Genomic DNA, 16468 nt, shown 5'->3' on the forward strand with positions numbered 1-16468 from the left:
CGTATCACCTACTCCGGCAGCTTCGTCAAGATTTCCATACCTTCTGCGGTGACTGCAACTGTATGCTCGAAATGAGCGCACAATGAGCCGTCAACCGTAACAACCGTCCAATTGTCTTCCAGCGTCTTTACATTCCGTTTACCGGCATTGACCATCGGTTCAATCGCGAGCACCATGCCCGGCTTAAGCCTCGGTCCCCGGTCCGGAATGCCGTAGTTCGGGATCTGCGGATCTTCATGCAGTTCTGCCCCTACGCCATGGCCAACATACTCCCGGACGACGGAAAAGCCCGCCTCCTCGATGTGACGCTGGATGGCATGAGAGATTGTAAACAAGCGGACATCAGGTTTAATTAGTGCCAGTCCCGCATATAATGCGACTTCTGTAACCTCTAGCAGGCGCTGAGCCTCATCAGAGATTCTGCCCACCGGGTACGTCCATGCCGAGTCACCGTGGTAACCCTCATACTGTGCACCGATATCAAACGTGACGATATCGCCCTCGATCAATTTGCGTGTACCGGGAAATCCGTGCACCAGTTCTTCGTTCACTGATGCGCAAATGCTGGAAGGAAATCCGTTGTAGCCTTTGAAGGACGCCAAAGCGCCTTGGCTGCGAATAAACACGTCGGCTATGTGGTCCAGTTCCCCCGTGGTTATCCCCGGTTGAACGTGAGAAGCCAGCAGCTTGTGACACTCAGCCACAATCCGGCCCGCCTCTCTCATCAAGCCCAGTTCCGTTTCGGATTTACAAATGATCATTCACGTGAGCCCCGCAGTATAGACGCAATCTCTTCCGAAACCACGTCGATTTCCTGTTCACCATCCATTTGACGCAGAAGGCCTTTATTTTCATAAAACGTGAGGAGTGGTGCTGTTTTGTTGATATATTCGTCCAAGCGAATGCCCACACTCTCTTCATTATCATCAGAGCGCTGGTACAGCTCGCCGCCGCATTTATCACAAATACCTTCCTGTTTAGGCGGGTTGAAGATGACATGATAGGTAGCGCCGCAGGATTTACAAATACGGCGTCCTGTCAGACGAGCAAGCAGCTTGTCGCGGTCAACCTTCAGGTTAATGACATGATCTAGACCGGTGTTCATGCGGTTCAGAATGTCATCCAGCGCTTCCGCTTGCGAAAGGGTTCTTGGAAAGCCATCCAATAAGAAACCTTTTTCGCAATCGGACTGCTGCAGACGCTCTTCCACAATCCCGATCGTCACATCATCAGGCACTAGCAGACCTTGATCAATATATTCCTTGGCTTTCACACCAATAGGTGTTCCTTGCTTGATCGCCAGGCGAAATGCATCACCTGTAGAGATATGAGGAATACCGAATGTATTGACGATCGCTTCTGCTTGTGTACCTTTGCCTGCCCCAGGAGGTCCCATGAATAAGATGTTCACCCTAGTCCCTCCTCTAGCCTGTAGTTAGAACAGCATAATAGGTGCCGGAAGGGGACAAGCCACTACCCGGAACCTATTACTTATTTATTGATAAATCCTTTATAGTGACGCTTGATCAGCTGGCTCTCAATCTGCTTCATCGTATCGAGCGCAACGCCCACCACGATCAGCAAGGATGTACCACCGATTTGGACGGTACGAGGCAAGTCGGCCAAAGCGCCAAAGAAGACAGGAAGTACAGAAATTACGGCCAGGAACAGCGCTCCTGTCATCGTCAACCGTGTCATAACACGGGTCAAGTACTTCTCGGTAGCTTTACCAGGACGGATGCCCGGAATGTAGCCGCCGTTTTTCTTCATATTATCAGCCATCTGGTTCGGATTCATCTGCACGAAGGTGTAGAAGAACGTGAAACCGATGATCATCAATACATAAAGGACCATGCCCAGCGGCGCGTCATAAGCCAGATAAGCGGTAATCCACTTCGCCCAGTCCGTTGTGGACCAGAAGCTGGCCAGAATGACGGGGAATTGAAGCAGCGACATCGCGAAGATGACCGGAATGACGCCAGCGCCATTGACCTTCAGCGGGATGTGCGTGTTCTGTCCGCCAAACATTTTGTTGCCTACAACACGCTTCGCGTATTGTACTGGAATCTTGCGGATCCCCTGCTGGATAAACACAACGCCCGTTACAATCAAAATCAGGATCAGTACGATCACAATTGCCTTCAGACTGTTCAGGAAAATCTGATTGTCTTGAATGAAATTGGATTCGATTGTAGAGCGGATATGCATTGGAATACCAGCTGCGATACCTGCGAAGATAATAATCGAAATACCGTTGCCGATACCCTTTTCTGTAATCTGCTCACCGAGCCACATCAAGAAGGATGTACCTGCGGTCAACACGATCGCAATGACCAGATAATCGACAAAGCCTGCATTAGGAATCATCTCGGTGCCGTATAGACGGTTAAAGCCGATCGACATCCCGAATGCTTGGATCAGACCCAGTATTACCGTACCATAACGAGTAATCTGAGCCAACTGCTTTTTACCGTGTTCCCCTTGTTTGGCCCATTCCGCAAACTTCGGAATGACGTCCATCGACAGAAGCTGTACGATAATGGACGATGTAATATATGGAAAGATCGAGAGAGCGAAGATCGAAAACTGCGATAACGCGCCCCCCGAAAACGTGTTAAGGAGACCAAACAGCTCATTGCCCGCCTCGTTGCTTTGCGTAAAGACATCCTTGTTCACACCGGGAACCGGTACGAAGGAGCCGATACGAAACACAATGAGGACTAACAGGGTAAATATGATCCGATTGCGAAGATCCTCGACACGCCATATATTTTGCAGGGTCTTAAACATTAGATCACCTCGGTTTTACCGCCGGCAGCCTCGATCTTTTCTACCGCAGTTTGAGAGAACTTATTCGCTTTTACAGTCAGCTTTACGGACACTTCGCCGTTACCAAGAATTTTGATGCCGCTCTTCGTATTTTTTACGATGCCGCTCTCAACCAAAACTTCTGGAGTCACTTCAGTACCCTCTGCAAAGCTGTTCAGTTCTTCGATGTTCACAACCGCGTATTCTTTCCGGGTCGGGTTCACGAAACCACGTTTCGGAAGACGACGATACAGCGGATTTTGACCGCCCTCGAAGCCTGGACGCACGCCACCGCCGGAGCGGGAGTTTTGTCCTTTGTGACCTCGACCTGATGTTTTACCCGTACCACTGCTTGTTCCGCGTCCAACGCGCTTACGCTCTTTGCGGGATCCTGCAGCTGGGCTCAGCTCATGTAACTTCATCTGTCGTTGCACCTCCTTAATGTATCCGGGTTGAGTACCCGGGATTAACCTTCGATTTCTTTAACAGAAACCAGGTGATTAACCTTCTTGACCATACCGCGAATAGCTGGATTGTCGTTATGAACCACGGAGTGGTTGATTTTACGCAAGCCCAGTGTTTTCACAGTCACACGCTGATCTTCCGGACGGCCGATCACGCTGCGCACGAGGGTGATTTCAAGTTTACTCATGAGATTCCCTCCTTAACCCATTAGCTCTTCGACAGATTTGCCGCGAAGCTTCGCAACTTCTTCAATACGCTTCAGGCGGGACAAGCCTTCCAAAGCTGCATTGACCATGTTCATGGAGTTCGAAGAACCTAATGATTTTGTCAAAATGTCGCCTACGCCAGCCAGTTCCAATACAGCACGAACCGGTCCGCCAGCGATTACTCCAGTACCTTCAGATGCAGGCTTCATGAATACGCGGCCAGCACCGAAGTGACCTGTTACTTGGTGAGGAATTGTGGTTCCCACGAGTGGAATGTGGATCAGGTTTTTCTTCGCATCTTCAATAGCTTTGCGAATGGCATCTGGAACCTCGCCAGCTTTACCGATACCTGCTCCAACCCAACCCTTGCCATCACCGACAACAACGAGAGCGCTAAAGCTGAAACGGCGACCGCCTTTTACAACCTTAGCAACGCGGTTAATATTTACAACTCTTTCAGTCAGTTCTAAAGTGTTAGGATCTACACGCAAGTCGTTTACCTCCTTTTGAAAATTTTCTTAAAATTCAAGGCCTGCTTCGCGAGCTGCTTCAGCCAGCGCTTGAATACGTCCGTGATACAGATATCCGCCGCGGTCGAACACGACTGCTTTGTAGCCTTTATCTGCTGCACGCTTTGCAACCAGCTCACCGACTTTACGCGCGGATTCCACGCTGCCGCCGTTGGAGATGTCGCTGCTCAATTCTTTATCCAATGTAGAAGCCGAAGCCAGTGTTACGCCAGCTACGTCATCGATCAGTTGAGCATAGATATGTTTTGAAGAACGGAACACGTTCAAACGTGGACGCTCTGCAGTTCCTTGAATTTTCTTCCGAACACGCAGATGTCTTTTCAAACGAGCCTTGTTCTTATCCTGTTTGGTGATCATGCTTCCCTTTCACTCCTTTCAGTTATGCCTTTACAGCTTCACTTTAAGACGCAAGGGGTAAGTAAAAGCTAACACTAGACCAAGCCAGCGGGCTGACCCGCAGGTGATCAGTCTTACTTCTTCTTACCAGCCTTACCTTCTTTACGGATGATGCGCTCACCTTCGTACTTGATACCTTTGCCTTTATACGGCTCAGGTTCACGAACGGAACGGATCTTAGCAGCGTAAGCACCTACGCGCTCTTTATCGATACCACGAACCGTAATCTTGGTGTTGGATGGAACCTCAAACTCGATTCCTGGCTCCGGTGTAATTTCAACCGGATGGGAGTAACCCACGTTCAGAACGATTTTGTCACCGGACTTTGTTGCACGGTAACCGACACCCACGAGCTCAAGGTTCTTAGAGAAGCCTTCAGTAACACCGCTGACCATATTTGAGACAACGCTGCGGGTTGTGCCGTGTAAAGAACGATGAGTCTTTTGATCGGAAGGACGAACGACGTTGATCTCGTTGTTCTCTACCGAAACCTGCATATCTTTATGCAATGCACGAGTCAGGGTACCTTTAGGTCCTTTAACTGTGATTACAGAGTTATCGAGTGTGACTTCCACACCGCCTGGGATTGCAATTGGTTTACGACCAATACGGGACATTCATTGCACCTCCTATCTTGTGACGTTAATTACCAAACGTAGCAGAGAACTTCTCCGCCGGCTTTGCTTTGACGAGCTTCTTTGTCGGTCATTACTCCCTTGGAAGTAGAGATGATCGCGATACCGAGACCGCCGAGTACACGAGGAACTTCGTTGCTCTTCGTATAAACACGCAGACCAGGCTTACTGATTCTCTTCAGACCTGTAATAACACGTTCGTTATTGGAACCGTATTTCAGGAATACGCGGATGATCCCTTGTTTGTTATCTTCCACGAATTCTGCATCACGGATGAAACCTTCACGCTTCAGAATGTCAGCGATTTGCTTCTTAATGGTCGATGCAGGCATTTCTACTGTCTCGTGACGCACAGTGTTGGCGTTACGGATACGAGTAAGCATATCTGCAATTGGATCGGACATAGTCATGTAGGGTGTACCTCCTTCCCGGTTATAAACTTCTTACCAGCTTGCTTTTTTCACGCCAGGAATCTGGCCTTTATAAGCTAATTCACGGAAACAAATTCTGCAAATTTTAAACTTCTGCAGTACCGAATGTGGACGACCGCAACGCTCACAGCGGGTATAAGCCCGCACTTTGAACTTTGGTGTGCGTTGTTGTTTAACTTTCATCGAAGTTTTTGCCACTTAGCCTGACACCTCCTAAATAGTTTCGGAGAAAGAACGACGGTGTTACTTCGCGAAAGGCATGCCCAGTTGAGCCAGCAGTTCACGGGACTCTTCGTCCGACTTAGCCGTCGTAACGATAACGATATCCATACCACGAACCTTATCTACTTGATCATACTCAACCTCTGGGAAGATGAGCTGCTCTTTCAAGCCAAGCGTGTAGTTGCCACGGCCATCAAAAGCTTTAGTGGATACGCCGCGGAAGTCACGTACGCGTGGAAGCGTAACGTTGAACAGCTTGTCGAGGAAGTAGTACATGCGCTCGCCGCGCAGAGTAACCTTCACACCGATTGGCATGTTCTCACGCAGTTTGAATCCGGCGATGGATTTCTTAGCGCGAGTGATAACCGGCTTCTGGCCAGCGATCAGCTGCATGTCGTTCACCGCGGAATCCAGCACCTTCGAGTTAGCAACAGCGTCACCTACACCCATGTTGATGACTACCTTCTCGATTTTCGGAACCTGCATAACTGTTTTGTAGCTGAACTTCTGCATCAGAGCAGGAGTTACTTCATTCAGAAAACGTTCTTTCATTCTTGCTGCCATGATTCAAGGACCTCCTTTCTTAACGTCTTATTTATCGATTGCTTCTCCGGATTTCTTAGCGACGCGAACCTTTTTGCCGTTGTCCAGCACTTTGTAACCGATACGGGTTACGCCTCCGCTCTTCGGATCAATATGCATTACGTTCGAAACGTGGATTGGAGCTTCCTTCTCGATGATACCACCTTGCGGGTTTTGCTGGCTTGGCTTCTGATGCTTCTTGATCATGTTTACGCCTTCCACCAAAACGCGGTTCTCACGAGGGTAAGCTGCGATGACGCGGCCTTTTTTGCCTTTGTCCTTACCGCTGATCACAATCACGTTATCGTCTTTCTTCACGTGAAGCTTATTGTTATGGGATTCCAGAACTTTTTTCACTCTAGGCATTCGTTACACCTCCTGGGGCCTGTGATTCACAAGCATTACTTAACTGATCCGTCCAATTAGATAACTTCCGGAGCCAAGGAAACGATCTTCATGTAGTCTCTTTCGCGAAGTTCGCGAGCGACTGGTCCGAAAATACGAGTTCCGCGCGGGCTTCTGTCCTCTTTCACAACGACCGCTGCATTCTCATCAAAAGAGATGTAAGATCCGTCCTTCCGGCGTACAGAACGCTTAGTGCGTACGACAACCGCTTTGACTACATCACCTTTTTTGACAACGCCGCCTGGTGTTGCTTGTTTGACGGAGCACACGATCAAATCACCGATTTGAGCTGTACGGCGACCAGTACCACCCAATACGCGGATACACATCAGTTCCTTCGCACCAGAGTTGTCGGCAACAGCCAAACGTGTAAATGGTTGAATCATTGATATTTCCTCCTTTCAACAAAAGCTGCTTGCTATATTTAGATGATGACCGCTTTCTCTACAACTTCAACCAGTCTCCAGCGCTTGTCTTTGGAGAGAGGGCGAGTTTCCATGATCTTAACGGTATCTCCGATTTGAGCTGTGTTGTTCTCATCATGCGCTTTAAATTTTTTGGTGTATTTAATGCGCTTGTGATACAGGTCATGCTTTTTATAAGTTTCAACAGCTACCACGATGGTTTTATCCATTTTGTCGCTGACTACTTTACCGATTTGCACCTTACGAGCATTGCGTTCTTCGCTCATTGTTGGCCTCCTTTCTGAATACAGACAACAGGGTCTGTTTCATTAACTAATCCCAAGTTCTCTTTCACGGATCACGGTTTTAGCACGAGCTATTTCTTTGCGTACGTCACGAATCCGGGTCGGATTGTCAAGCTGACCAGTAGCCAATTGAAAACGGAGGTTAAAGAGTTCCTCTTTAAATCCGGCGATTTTTTGCTCGATTTCTGCAGTGGTCAAGTTACGCAGTTCATTAGCTTTCATTTGCTTCACCACCCACTTCTTCACGTTTCACAAACTTTGTTTTTACAGGCAGCTTGTGAGCGGCAAGACGCATCGCTTCGCGGGCGATTTCCTCAGAGACGCCTCCAAGTTCAAACATGATCTTGCCTGGCTTCACAACGGCAACCCATTTCTCAACGTTACCTTTACCGCTACCCATCCGCACTTCGAGAGGCTTTTGAGTAATCGGCTTGTCAGGGAAAATCTTGATCCATACTTTACCGCCACGGCGGATATAACGAGTCATCGCAATACGCGCAGCTTCGATCTGACGGTTCGTGATCCAGCCCGGCTCCATAGCCTGCAGACCGAATTCACCGAAGTTCAGTTCAGTACCGCCTTTAGCTTGGCCTCTCATATGGCCGCGCTGTTGCTTGCGGTGTTTTACACGTTTTGGTACCAACATGATTAGTTGCCTCCTTCCTGAGCAGCTTGTTTCTTAGCCGTAGGAAGAACCTCTCCACGATAGATCCATACTTTCACGCCGATACGGCCGTAAGTCGTATGCGCTTCTGCTGTACCGTAGTCAATGTCTGCACGAAGCGTATGAAGTGGAACAGTTCCTTCACTGTAGCCTTCCGTACGAGCGATCTCGGCGCCGCCAAGACGTCCGCTGACCGATGTTTTGATCCCTTTAGCTCCGGCACGCATAGTTCTTTGGATTGCTTGCTTCAAAGCACGACGGAACGATACACGACGCTCCAGCTGTTGTGCAATGCTCTCCGCAACAAGAATTGCGTCGATCTCAGGGTTTTTGATTTCGGAAATGTTGATGTGGACTTTTTTGCCGCCAGCGATTTTGGTCACTTGACCGCGCAGTACTTCAACTTCCGAACCACCTTTACCGATAACCATACCTGGTTTCGCAGTATGGATGGTTACGTTCACGCGATTCGCTGCTCTCTCGATCTCGATACGGGATACAGCGGAATCTTTCAGCTTGTTCTTCAGGTATTCACGGATTTTCACGTCTTCCAGCAAAAGATCACCGAAATCTTTGCCTGCATACCATTTAGATTCCCAGTCACGGATAATTCCGATACGGAGTCCTACTGGATTTACCTTTTGACCCACACGTTTTCCCTCCTTATTTTTCAGCTACCACCAAAGTAATATGGCTGGTGCGTTTGTTAATCCGGCTTGCACGTCCCATCGCGCGAGGGCGGAAACGTTTCATTGTCGGACCTTGGTTGACGTAAGCTTGAGTTACGACCAGCTTGCTAACGTCCAAAGAATAGTTATGCTCAGCGTTTGCGATCGCCGAGTTCAGCAGCTTCTCTACAACCGGTGAAGCAGCTTTCGGAGTGTGACGAAGAATTGCAATTGCTTCGCCGACCTGCTTGCCGCGGATCAAGTCAACTACCAGTTGAGCTTTACGAGGAGCGATCCGAATCGATTTTACATGTGCTTTTGCTTCCATGGGTTTAACCTCCTCTCAAACAAAGAGCTATCAAAATTATCTTCTGGTTTTCTTATCGTCTTCATGACCTTTGTAGGTACGGGTTGGCGCGAACTCGCCCAACTTGTGTCCTACCATGTCTTCCGTTACGTATACTGGCACGTGCTTACGGCCATCGTATACTCCGAATGTGTGACCGATAAATTGCGGGAAAATCGTGGAGCGGCGGGACCAGGTTTTAATTACAACCTTTTTCTCCGTGCTGTTCAGCTCCTCCACTTTTTTGAGCAGATATCCGTCAATGAAAGGTCCTTTTTTCAAACTACGGCTCATATGGTAATCCTCCCTTCACCAAATTGTCTCGTCACTCGCACGTGACACGAAGTTATGCACAATGTGTATTACTTCGTGCGGCGGCGAACGATATATTTGTCAGAAGCTTTTCCTTTTTTACGAGTCTTCGCACCCAGGGTTGGTTTACCCCATGGAGACATTGGAGACTTACGTCCGATTGGAGCGCGGCCTTCACCACCACCGTGAGGGTGATCGTTAGGGTTCATTACAACACCGCGAACTTCTGGACGTTGACCCAGCCAGCGGCTACGGCCTGCTTTACCGATCTTGATCAGCTCATGATCGCCGTTACCAACGGAGCCGATTGTCGCGCGGCAGGTTTTCAGGATGTGACGCACTTCACCGGAAGTCAGACGAATCGTAACATACTTTTCTTCCTTACCGAGAAGCTGTGCTTCAGTACCGGCTGCACGAACCAGCTGTCCGCCTTTACCTGGTTGAAGCTCGATATTGTGGATAACGGTACCGACCGGAATGTTCTCCAGTGGAAGTGCGTTACCGATCTTGATGTCAGCACCAGCGCCGGAAACGACCTGGTCTCCAACCTTCAAGCCTTTAGGAGCGATGATATAACGCTTCTCACCGTCTGCATAATGGATCAGAGCGATGTTGGAAGTACGGTTTGGATCGTATTCGATAGTAGCAACGCGACCTGGAATGCCGTCCTTCGTACGCTTAAAGTCGATGATACGGTATTTACGCTTGTGTCCGCCGCCATGGTGACGAACTGTAATTTTACCTTGGTTGTTGCGGCCTGCTGTTTTGCTCAGAGGCGCCAGCAACGATTTCTCCGGCTGGTTTGTTGTGATTTCTTCAAACGTCGACACGGACATGTTGCGTCGAGCCGGGGATGTCGGTTTATACTTTTTAATAGGCACTGTGTTTCCCTCCTAACTTTACAGATTCTTATTCAACTGCTTCAAAAAACTCAAGCGGCTTGCTGTCAGCAGTAAGAGTTACGATAGCTTTCTTCCATTCCGATGTGTAACCGGAGTGACGGCCATAACGCTTCGGCTTCGCAGGAACACGCATGGTGTTAACGTTCGAAACTTTTACGTTGAAAATGGATTCAACAGCTTTCTTGATCTCCGTCTTGTTCGCACGAATGTCTACTTCAAAAGCATATTTCAGCTCAGCCATGTAGTCAGCCGTACGTTCCGTGATCACTGGGCGCTTAATGATATCGCGAGGATCCTTCATTACGCGAGCACCTCCTCTACCTTCTGGACTGCTTCTTTCGTAATGATCAGTTGATCGTACGTCAGTACGTCAAGAACATTAATGCCATCAGCCGCTACAAACTTCACACCTGGGATGTTACGAGCGGACAAGGCTACATTGTCATCATAGCTAGGAGCCACGATCAGAGCTTTGCTTCCCACTTTCAGGTTGCTGAGAATGTTAGCAAACTCTTTGGTCTTTGGAGCGTTCATTGTCAGCTGATCCAGCACGATGATGCTGTTATCCTGTACTTTCGAGGAAAGCGCGGATTTGATCGCTAGACGGCGAACCTTCTTCGGCAATTTAAAGGAATAGCTGCGTGGAGTCGGTCCAAATACGACGCCGCCGCCTTTCCATTGCGGTGAACGGATCGAACCTTGACGGGCACGACCAGTACCTTTCTGTTTCCACGGCTTGCGTCCGCCGCCGCGTACTTCAGAACGTCCTTTAACTTTGTGTGTACCACGGCGCAGGGAAGCACGCTGCAGCAATACTGCGCTGTGCAGAACATGAGCGTTAGGCTCGATTCCGAAGACGGAATCATTCAGTTCCACTTCACCCACTTGGCTGCCGTCGATACTAAAAAGTGCTACTTTAGGCATTGTTTGTTCCTCCTTTCTTCAGGCGAGATTACTTCTTCACCGTTTCTTTAATTTGTACATAGCCTTTCTTAGGTCCTGGAATGGAACCTTTCACGAGCAGTACGTTGCGCTCTGTATCTACACGAACGACTTCAAGCTTCTGGATTGTTACAGTGTTATGGCCCATGTGACCTGGCAGGCGCTTGCCTTTAGGAACACGGTTCGCTTGAATGGAACCCATGGAGCCTGGACGGCGGTGATAACGGGAACCGTGGGACATAGGTCCGCGGCTTTGGCCCCAGCGCTTGATAACACCTTGGAATCCTTTACCTTTAGAAATGCCGGTTACGTCAACAAACTCGCCTTCAGCGAAGACATCAGCCTTCAGCTCTTGGCCAACCTCGACAGACGCGAGGTCAACACCGCGAATTTCGCGAACGTAGCGCTTAGGTGCAGTGTTAGCTTTTTTCGCATGTCCTGCCTCTGGCTTGTTGGCGTTCTTTTCTTTCTTGTCAGAGAATCCGACCTGAATCGCTTCGTAGCCGTCGTTCTCGAGATCTTTCTTTTGCAAAACAACACAAGGACCTGCTTCGATAACAGTAACAGGAATTACATTACCTTCAGCGGTAAATACTTGAGTCATTCCGAGCTTTCTCCCTAAGATACCTTTCATGTTGACACCTCTTTTCTCTTCTCAATAAATTTCGTATATTACAGCTTGATTTCGATATCTACACCGGACGGCAGGTCCAAGCGCATCAAGGCATCCACAGTTTGTGGAGTCGGGTTCACGATGTCGATCAGACGCTTATGTGTGCGCATCTCGAACTGTTCCCGAGAATCCTTGTACTTGTGTACCGCACGGAGAATGGTAATTACTTGTTTCTCAGTTGGCAATGGGATCGGACCAGATACGCCGGCACCCGAACGCTTTGCTGTTTCAACAATTTTCTCAGCGGATTGATCAAGAATTCTGTGGTCGTAAGCTTTCAAACGAATACGGATTTTTTGCTTTGCCATTTTATTTTCCCTCCTTCTATCGCCCAATTTGGTATCGGACATACTCCGTGAAAATTTTCTAACCACCTGCTCCATGGCAAAGGGGCCGGGTGTGTCAGTAACCTCTCACATCATCGCAACGTCGCAGAACAACATTCATTATTATATAGAATAGCTAGGCTCAATGCAAGCTTTTCTTTATAATTTATCTTTACCGTTTTATCTGGCAGGAATACCCTTCCAAACAAAGCTAAAGATCTCAGCAGATCTTCATTAAAAAAGAGTCTGGCTGCTAAGCCAGACTCTTCTACGGGACATCACATTGTTGCTCGTTCCAGTACACTGTTGCTTTATAATCAGACGTTAAGTCTTTATATTACTTAATGATTGTAGCTACGGAACCCGCACCTACTGTACGACCGCCTTCACGAATGGAGAACTTAGTTCCTTCTTCAATCGCGATTGGGGAGATCAGGTTAACCGTTACAGTGATGTTATCACCAGGCATAACCATTTCTGCGCCTTCTGGCAGGTTGATAACGCCAGTTACGTCAGTTGTACGGAAGTAGAACTGTGGACGGTAGCCAGTGAAGAAAGGCTTATGACGTCCGCCCTCTTCTTTGCTCAGCACGTACACTTGAGCAGTGAACTCAGTGTGCGGCTTAACGGAAGCTGGCTTTGCCAGTACTTGACCACGCTCGATTTGAGTACGGTCTACACCGCGCAGCAGTGCGCCGATGTTGTCGCCCGCTTGAGCGGAATCCAGCAATTTACGGAACATTTCAACGCCCGTAACAACGGATTTCTTAGTTTCTTCTTGAATACCAACGATTTCGATCTCGTCGCCGACTTTAACAGTACCACGCTCTACACGACCTGTAGCAACGGTACCACGACCAGTGATGGAGAATACGTCCTCGACAGGCATCAGGAAAGGCTTGTCAGTGTCGCGCTCTGGAAGAGGGATGTACTCATCGATCGTTTTGAACATTTCAACGATCTTTTGAGCCCATTCGCCATCCGGATTCGTCAGCGCTTCACGAGCAGAACCACGAGTGATTGGAGTGTCGTCGCCTGGGAAGTCATACTCGCTCAGGAGATCGCGAACTTCCATTTCTACCAGTTCCAGAAGCTCTTCGTCTTCAACCATGTCGCATTTGTTCAGGAATACGACGATGTAAGGAACGCCTACCTGACGGGACAACAGGATGTGCTCACGAGTTTGCGGCATTGGGCCGTCAGCTGCGGATACAACCAGGATTGCTCCGTCCATTTGAGCTGCACCAGTGATCATGTTTTTAACATAGTCAGCGTGACCTGGGCAGTCAACGTGTGCATAGTGACGGTTGTCAGTTTCGTACTCTACGTGTGCAGTAGAGATTGTGATGCCGCGCTCGCGCTCTTCTGGAGCTTTATCGATTTGATCGAATGCTACAGCAGCACCGCCGTAAGTTTTGGACAGTACAGTTGTGATTGCTGCAGTCAGCGTAGTTTTACCATGGTCGACGTGACCGATAGTACCGATGTTAACATGGGGTTTCGTACGTTCGTATTTAGCCTTTGCCATTTGAACAATTCCTCCTTAAGGGGATATATATGTTTGGGCCGGTTGGGAGCTGCGGCAACGATGAAGTTTCCGCCCTCCGCTCCGACAGGTAAAACGTTATTATTCTCCGCCTTTGTTCTTGGACACGATTTCTTCGGAGATGTTCTTCGGAACTTCTTCATAATGAGAGAGTTCCATGGAGAACACACCGCGTCCTTGTGTACCGGAACGCAGGGTTGTGGAGTAACCGAACATTTCGGACAGAGGCACCTTCGCACGGATAATTTGAGCGCCACCGCGAGCATCCATACCTTCGATGCGTCCACGACGGGAGTTCAGCATACCCATTACGTCGCCCATGTATTCCTCAGGGACGGTAACTTCCACTTTCATGATTGGCTCAAGCAGGACAGGCTTACACTTGTCTTTAGCTGCTTTCAATGCCATGGAGCCGGCGATTTTAAACGCCATTTCGTTGGAATCGACATCATGGTAGGAACCGTCAACAATCGTTGCCTTAACGTCAACGAGAGGGAAGCCGGCGAGTACACCGTTCTTCATTTGCTCCTCAATCCCTTGCTGTGCAGGACCAACATATTCTCTAGGTACGGAACCGCCGACAATCTTGCTCTCGAACTGGTTGCCAGTACCTGGCTCCAGAGGTTCGAACTCAACCCAAACGTGACCGTATTGACCACGACCACCGGACTGACGAACGAATTTACCCTCAACGCGACCTGGGGTGCGGAAGGTTTCACGGTAAGCAACCTGTGGTTTACCCACATTGGTCTCTACCTTGAACTCACGACGCATACGGTCGATGATGATATCCAAGTGAAGCTCACCCATACCTGCAAGAATCGTTTGACCGGTTTCTTCATCAGTATGAGCACGGAGAGTTGGATCCTCTTCCGTCAATTTACCAAGAGCGACACCCATCTTGTCCTGGTCCGCTTTGGTCTTTGGCTCCACAGCGATCTCGATTACTGGATCCGGGAAGTTCATGGATTCCAGAATAACCGGATTCTTCTCATCACACAGTGTATCACCTGTGCCTGTATCTTTCAAACCTACAGCTGCTGCGATATCTCCGGAGTATACTTCAGAGATTTCTTGACGGCTGTTCGCGTGCATTTGAAGGATACGTCCGATCCGCTCGCGCTTGCCTTTAGTAGCATTCAATACGTATGAACCGGATTGCAGAATACCGGAGTATACGCGGAAGAATGTCAGTTTACCCACATAAGGGTCCGTCATAATCTTGAACGCCAGAGCCGAGAACGGCTGGTCGTCACCAGACTTACGGATTGCTTCTGTTCCGTCTTCCAGTGTACCTTTAATGTCTGGTACGTCAACTGGAGCCGGCAGATAGTCAATAACTGCATCCAGCATCAGCTGAACACCTTTGTTGCGGTAAGATGAGCCGCAAATCACTGGGAAGATCTTAACCTCTACTACACCTCTACGAAGAGCACCTTTCAGCTCAGCTATGGAGATTTCTTCTCCTTCGAGGTATTTCATGGTCAGCTCTTCATCCAGTTCTGCAACCTTCTCGATCAGCTCATTGCGGAGCTCTTCTACCTGATCCTTGTAGTCCGCTGGAATTTCAGCTTCTTCGATATTTTGGCCGAGGTCATCCTTATACATATAAGCTTTTTCCTCAACGATATCGATGATTCCTACAAAGTCAGACTCAGCGCCGATTGGCAACTGAATAGCTACCGCATTCGCTTGCAGACGGTCTCTCATGTCTTTCACAACATTCAGGTAGTCCGCGCCGATGATGTCCATCTTGTTCACGTATGCGATCCGCGGAACGCCGTAGCGGTCTGCTTGTCTCCATACGGTCTCGGACTGAGGCTCTACGCCCTCTTTCGCACTGAATACACCTACTGCCCCATCCAATACACGAAGGGAACGTTCAACTTCTACTGTGAAGTCAACGTGTCCCGGGGTGTCGATAATATTAACGCGATGACCTTTCCATTGAGCGGTAGTCGCAGCGGAAGTAATCGTGATCCCGCGCTCCTGTTCCTGCTCCATCCAGTCCATTGTAGCCGCACCCTCGTGAACTTCACCGATTTTGTGCGTACGGCCTGTGTAGAACAAGATCCGCTCTGTGGTGGTCGTCTTACCAGCGTCAATATGCGCCATGATCCCGATATTACGTGTATTTTTCAAGGAGAACTCTCTTGCCATGACAATAGTCTCCCTTCAAAATTGAAGTTTTATGAACGGCTTAATCCTACCAACGGTAGTGAGCAAACGCTTTGTTCGCTTCAGCCATTTTGTGCGTGTCTTCGCGTTTCTTAACAGAAGCGCCTGTGTTGTTGGAAGCATCGATAATCTCAGCCGCCAAACGCTCTTCCATTGTCTTCTCGCCGCGGTTGCGGGAGTAGTTTACGAGCCAACGTAATCCCAGGGATGTACGTCTTTCAGGTTTAACTTCGATCGGCACCTGGTAGTTTGCACCGCCGACACGGCGTGCTTTAACTTCCAATACTGGCATGATGTTCTTGATGGCTGCTTCAAACACTTCCATCGGATCATTGCCGGTACGCTGCTGGATCAGGTTGAATGCGTTGTAAAGGATGCTTTGTGCTACACCTCTTTTACCATCCAGCATAATGCGGTTGATCAGACGAGTAACCAGCTTGCTGTTATAAACCGGATCTGGCAGCACGTCTCTTTTAGTAACTGGACCTTTGCGTGGCATGGATATCCCCCTTTCTTTATGTT

General features: G+C 48.9%; 27 protein-coding genes. All 27 read right to left on the reverse strand.

What is annotated here, in order from left to right; all coding sequences use genetic code 11:
* Positions 1-8 precede the first annotated feature (8 nt).
* Positions 9-761: a type I methionyl aminopeptidase gene (map, locus tag E6C60_RS18370; protein ID WP_138227131.1), complete on the reverse strand. Its 753-nt coding sequence runs from the start codon at positions 759-761 to the stop codon at positions 9-11.
* Complete coding sequence (locus E6C60_RS18375) at positions 758-1411, reverse strand: adenylate kinase (RefSeq protein ID WP_138227132.1); 654 nt, start codon at positions 1409-1411, stop codon at positions 758-760. Before E6C60_RS18375 ends, map begins: the two co-directional genes overlap by 4 nt.
* An 80-nt stretch (positions 1412-1491) precedes the next feature.
* Positions 1492-2790 carry a preprotein translocase subunit SecY gene (gene secY / locus E6C60_RS18380; RefSeq protein WP_138227133.1) on the reverse strand — a complete coding sequence of 433 codons (1299 nt, stop codon included), beginning with the start codon at positions 2788-2790 and terminating at the stop codon, positions 1492-1494.
* Positions 2790-3230, reverse strand: a complete 441-nt coding sequence (gene rplO, locus E6C60_RS18385; RefSeq protein ID WP_138227134.1) for a 50S ribosomal protein L15 — start codon at positions 3228-3230, stop codon at positions 2790-2792. Before rplO ends, secY begins: the two co-directional genes overlap by 1 nt.
* A gap of 44 nt (positions 3231-3274) precedes the next feature.
* A complete protein-coding gene (rpmD, locus tag E6C60_RS18390; protein WP_138227135.1) occupies positions 3275-3460 on the reverse strand; it encodes a 50S ribosomal protein L30 in 186 nt (61 codons plus the stop codon).
* A 12-nt stretch (positions 3461-3472) separates the two neighbouring features.
* The gene (gene rpsE / locus E6C60_RS18395; RefSeq protein WP_138227136.1) at positions 3473-3970 is read right to left on the reverse strand and encodes a 30S ribosomal protein S5; all 498 of its coding nucleotides are present in this window, start codon (positions 3968-3970) and stop codon (positions 3473-3475) included.
* 27 nt (positions 3971-3997) lie between these two features.
* Positions 3998-4366 carry a 50S ribosomal protein L18 gene (rplR, locus tag E6C60_RS18400; RefSeq protein ID WP_138227137.1) on the reverse strand — a complete coding sequence of 123 codons (369 nt, stop codon included), beginning with the start codon at positions 4364-4366 and terminating at the stop codon, positions 3998-4000.
* A gap of 113 nt (positions 4367-4479) precedes the next feature.
* Positions 4480-5022, reverse strand: coding sequence for a 50S ribosomal protein L6 (rplF, locus tag E6C60_RS18405; RefSeq protein WP_138227138.1), 543 nt, complete (start codon positions 5020-5022; stop codon positions 4480-4482).
* Positions 5023-5051: 29 nt separating this feature from the next.
* The gene (rpsH, locus tag E6C60_RS18410) at positions 5052-5450 is read right to left on the reverse strand and encodes a 30S ribosomal protein S8 (RefSeq protein ID WP_006212908.1); all 399 of its coding nucleotides are present in this window, start codon (positions 5448-5450) and stop codon (positions 5052-5054) included.
* A gap of 33 nt (positions 5451-5483) precedes the next feature.
* Positions 5484-5669: a type Z 30S ribosomal protein S14 gene (locus tag E6C60_RS18415; protein ID WP_013312154.1), complete on the reverse strand. Its 186-nt coding sequence runs from the start codon at positions 5667-5669 to the stop codon at positions 5484-5486.
* A 45-nt stretch (positions 5670-5714) separates the two neighbouring features.
* A complete protein-coding gene (gene rplE / locus E6C60_RS18420) occupies positions 5715-6257 on the reverse strand; it encodes a 50S ribosomal protein L5 (RefSeq protein WP_138227139.1) in 543 nt (180 codons plus the stop codon).
* A 27-nt stretch (positions 6258-6284) separates the two neighbouring features.
* The gene (rplX, locus tag E6C60_RS18425) at positions 6285-6641 is read right to left on the reverse strand and encodes a 50S ribosomal protein L24 (protein ID WP_138227140.1); all 357 of its coding nucleotides are present in this window, start codon (positions 6639-6641) and stop codon (positions 6285-6287) included.
* A gap of 56 nt (positions 6642-6697) precedes the next feature.
* Positions 6698-7066: a 50S ribosomal protein L14 gene (gene rplN / locus E6C60_RS18430; RefSeq protein ID WP_138227141.1), complete on the reverse strand. Its 369-nt coding sequence runs from the start codon at positions 7064-7066 to the stop codon at positions 6698-6700.
* A 38-nt stretch (positions 7067-7104) separates the two neighbouring features.
* Complete coding sequence (rpsQ, locus tag E6C60_RS18435; protein WP_025336666.1) at positions 7105-7371, reverse strand: 30S ribosomal protein S17; 267 nt, start codon at positions 7369-7371, stop codon at positions 7105-7107.
* Between the two features lie 42 nt (positions 7372-7413).
* Positions 7414-7611 (reverse strand): 50S ribosomal protein L29, encoded by a 198-nt coding sequence (gene rpmC, locus E6C60_RS18440; protein ID WP_007132561.1) that lies wholly within the window; start codon positions 7609-7611, stop codon positions 7414-7416.
* Positions 7601-8035 carry a 50S ribosomal protein L16 gene (gene rplP / locus E6C60_RS18445; RefSeq protein ID WP_007132562.1) on the reverse strand — a complete coding sequence of 145 codons (435 nt, stop codon included), beginning with the start codon at positions 8033-8035 and terminating at the stop codon, positions 7601-7603. Before rplP ends, rpmC begins: the two co-directional genes overlap by 11 nt.
* Positions 8036-8037: 2 nt before the next feature.
* Positions 8038-8703 carry a 30S ribosomal protein S3 gene (gene rpsC / locus E6C60_RS18450; RefSeq protein ID WP_046680965.1) on the reverse strand — a complete coding sequence of 222 codons (666 nt, stop codon included), beginning with the start codon at positions 8701-8703 and terminating at the stop codon, positions 8038-8040.
* Between the two features lie 13 nt (positions 8704-8716).
* The gene (gene rplV, locus E6C60_RS18455) at positions 8717-9049 is read right to left on the reverse strand and encodes a 50S ribosomal protein L22 (RefSeq protein ID WP_138227142.1); all 333 of its coding nucleotides are present in this window, start codon (positions 9047-9049) and stop codon (positions 8717-8719) included.
* Between the two features lie 36 nt (positions 9050-9085).
* Positions 9086-9361: a 30S ribosomal protein S19 gene (gene rpsS, locus E6C60_RS18460; RefSeq protein WP_138227143.1), complete on the reverse strand. Its 276-nt coding sequence runs from the start codon at positions 9359-9361 to the stop codon at positions 9086-9088.
* Positions 9362-9429: 68 nt separating this feature from the next.
* Positions 9430-10260, reverse strand: a complete 831-nt coding sequence (gene rplB, locus E6C60_RS18465; protein WP_138227144.1) for a 50S ribosomal protein L2 — start codon at positions 10258-10260, stop codon at positions 9430-9432.
* A 28-nt stretch (positions 10261-10288) separates the two neighbouring features.
* On the reverse strand, positions 10289-10582 hold the full coding sequence (gene rplW / locus E6C60_RS18470) for a 50S ribosomal protein L23 (protein ID WP_138227145.1): 294 nt from the start codon (positions 10580-10582) through the stop codon (positions 10289-10291).
* Positions 10582-11205, reverse strand: coding sequence for a 50S ribosomal protein L4 (gene rplD, locus E6C60_RS18475; protein ID WP_138227146.1), 624 nt, complete (start codon positions 11203-11205; stop codon positions 10582-10584). The genes rplW and rplD overlap by 1 nt, the downstream gene beginning before the upstream one ends.
* Positions 11206-11233: 28 nt before the next feature.
* The gene (rplC, locus tag E6C60_RS18480; protein WP_138227147.1) at positions 11234-11857 is read right to left on the reverse strand and encodes a 50S ribosomal protein L3; all 624 of its coding nucleotides are present in this window, start codon (positions 11855-11857) and stop codon (positions 11234-11236) included.
* Between the two features lie 38 nt (positions 11858-11895).
* Entirely contained in the window at positions 11896-12204 is a 309-nt protein-coding gene (gene rpsJ, locus E6C60_RS18485) for a 30S ribosomal protein S10 (RefSeq protein ID WP_006676490.1), read from the reverse strand.
* Positions 12205-12559: 355 nt separating this feature from the next.
* Entirely contained in the window at positions 12560-13750 is a 1191-nt protein-coding gene (gene tuf, locus E6C60_RS18490) for an elongation factor Tu (protein WP_138227148.1), read from the reverse strand.
* A 99-nt stretch (positions 13751-13849) separates the two neighbouring features.
* Positions 13850-15928 carry an elongation factor G gene (gene fusA, locus E6C60_RS18495; protein ID WP_138227149.1) on the reverse strand — a complete coding sequence of 693 codons (2079 nt, stop codon included), beginning with the start codon at positions 15926-15928 and terminating at the stop codon, positions 13850-13852.
* 46 nt (positions 15929-15974) lie between these two features.
* Positions 15975-16445, reverse strand: coding sequence for a 30S ribosomal protein S7 (gene rpsG / locus E6C60_RS18500; protein WP_138227150.1), 471 nt, complete (start codon positions 16443-16445; stop codon positions 15975-15977).
* Positions 16446-16468: the final 23 nt, after the last annotated feature.

Origin of the sequence: Paenibacillus algicola, assembly GCF_005577435.1 — a bacterium.
Classification (GTDB): domain Bacteria; phylum Bacillota; class Bacilli; order Paenibacillales; family Paenibacillaceae; genus Paenibacillus_AQ; species Paenibacillus_AQ algicola.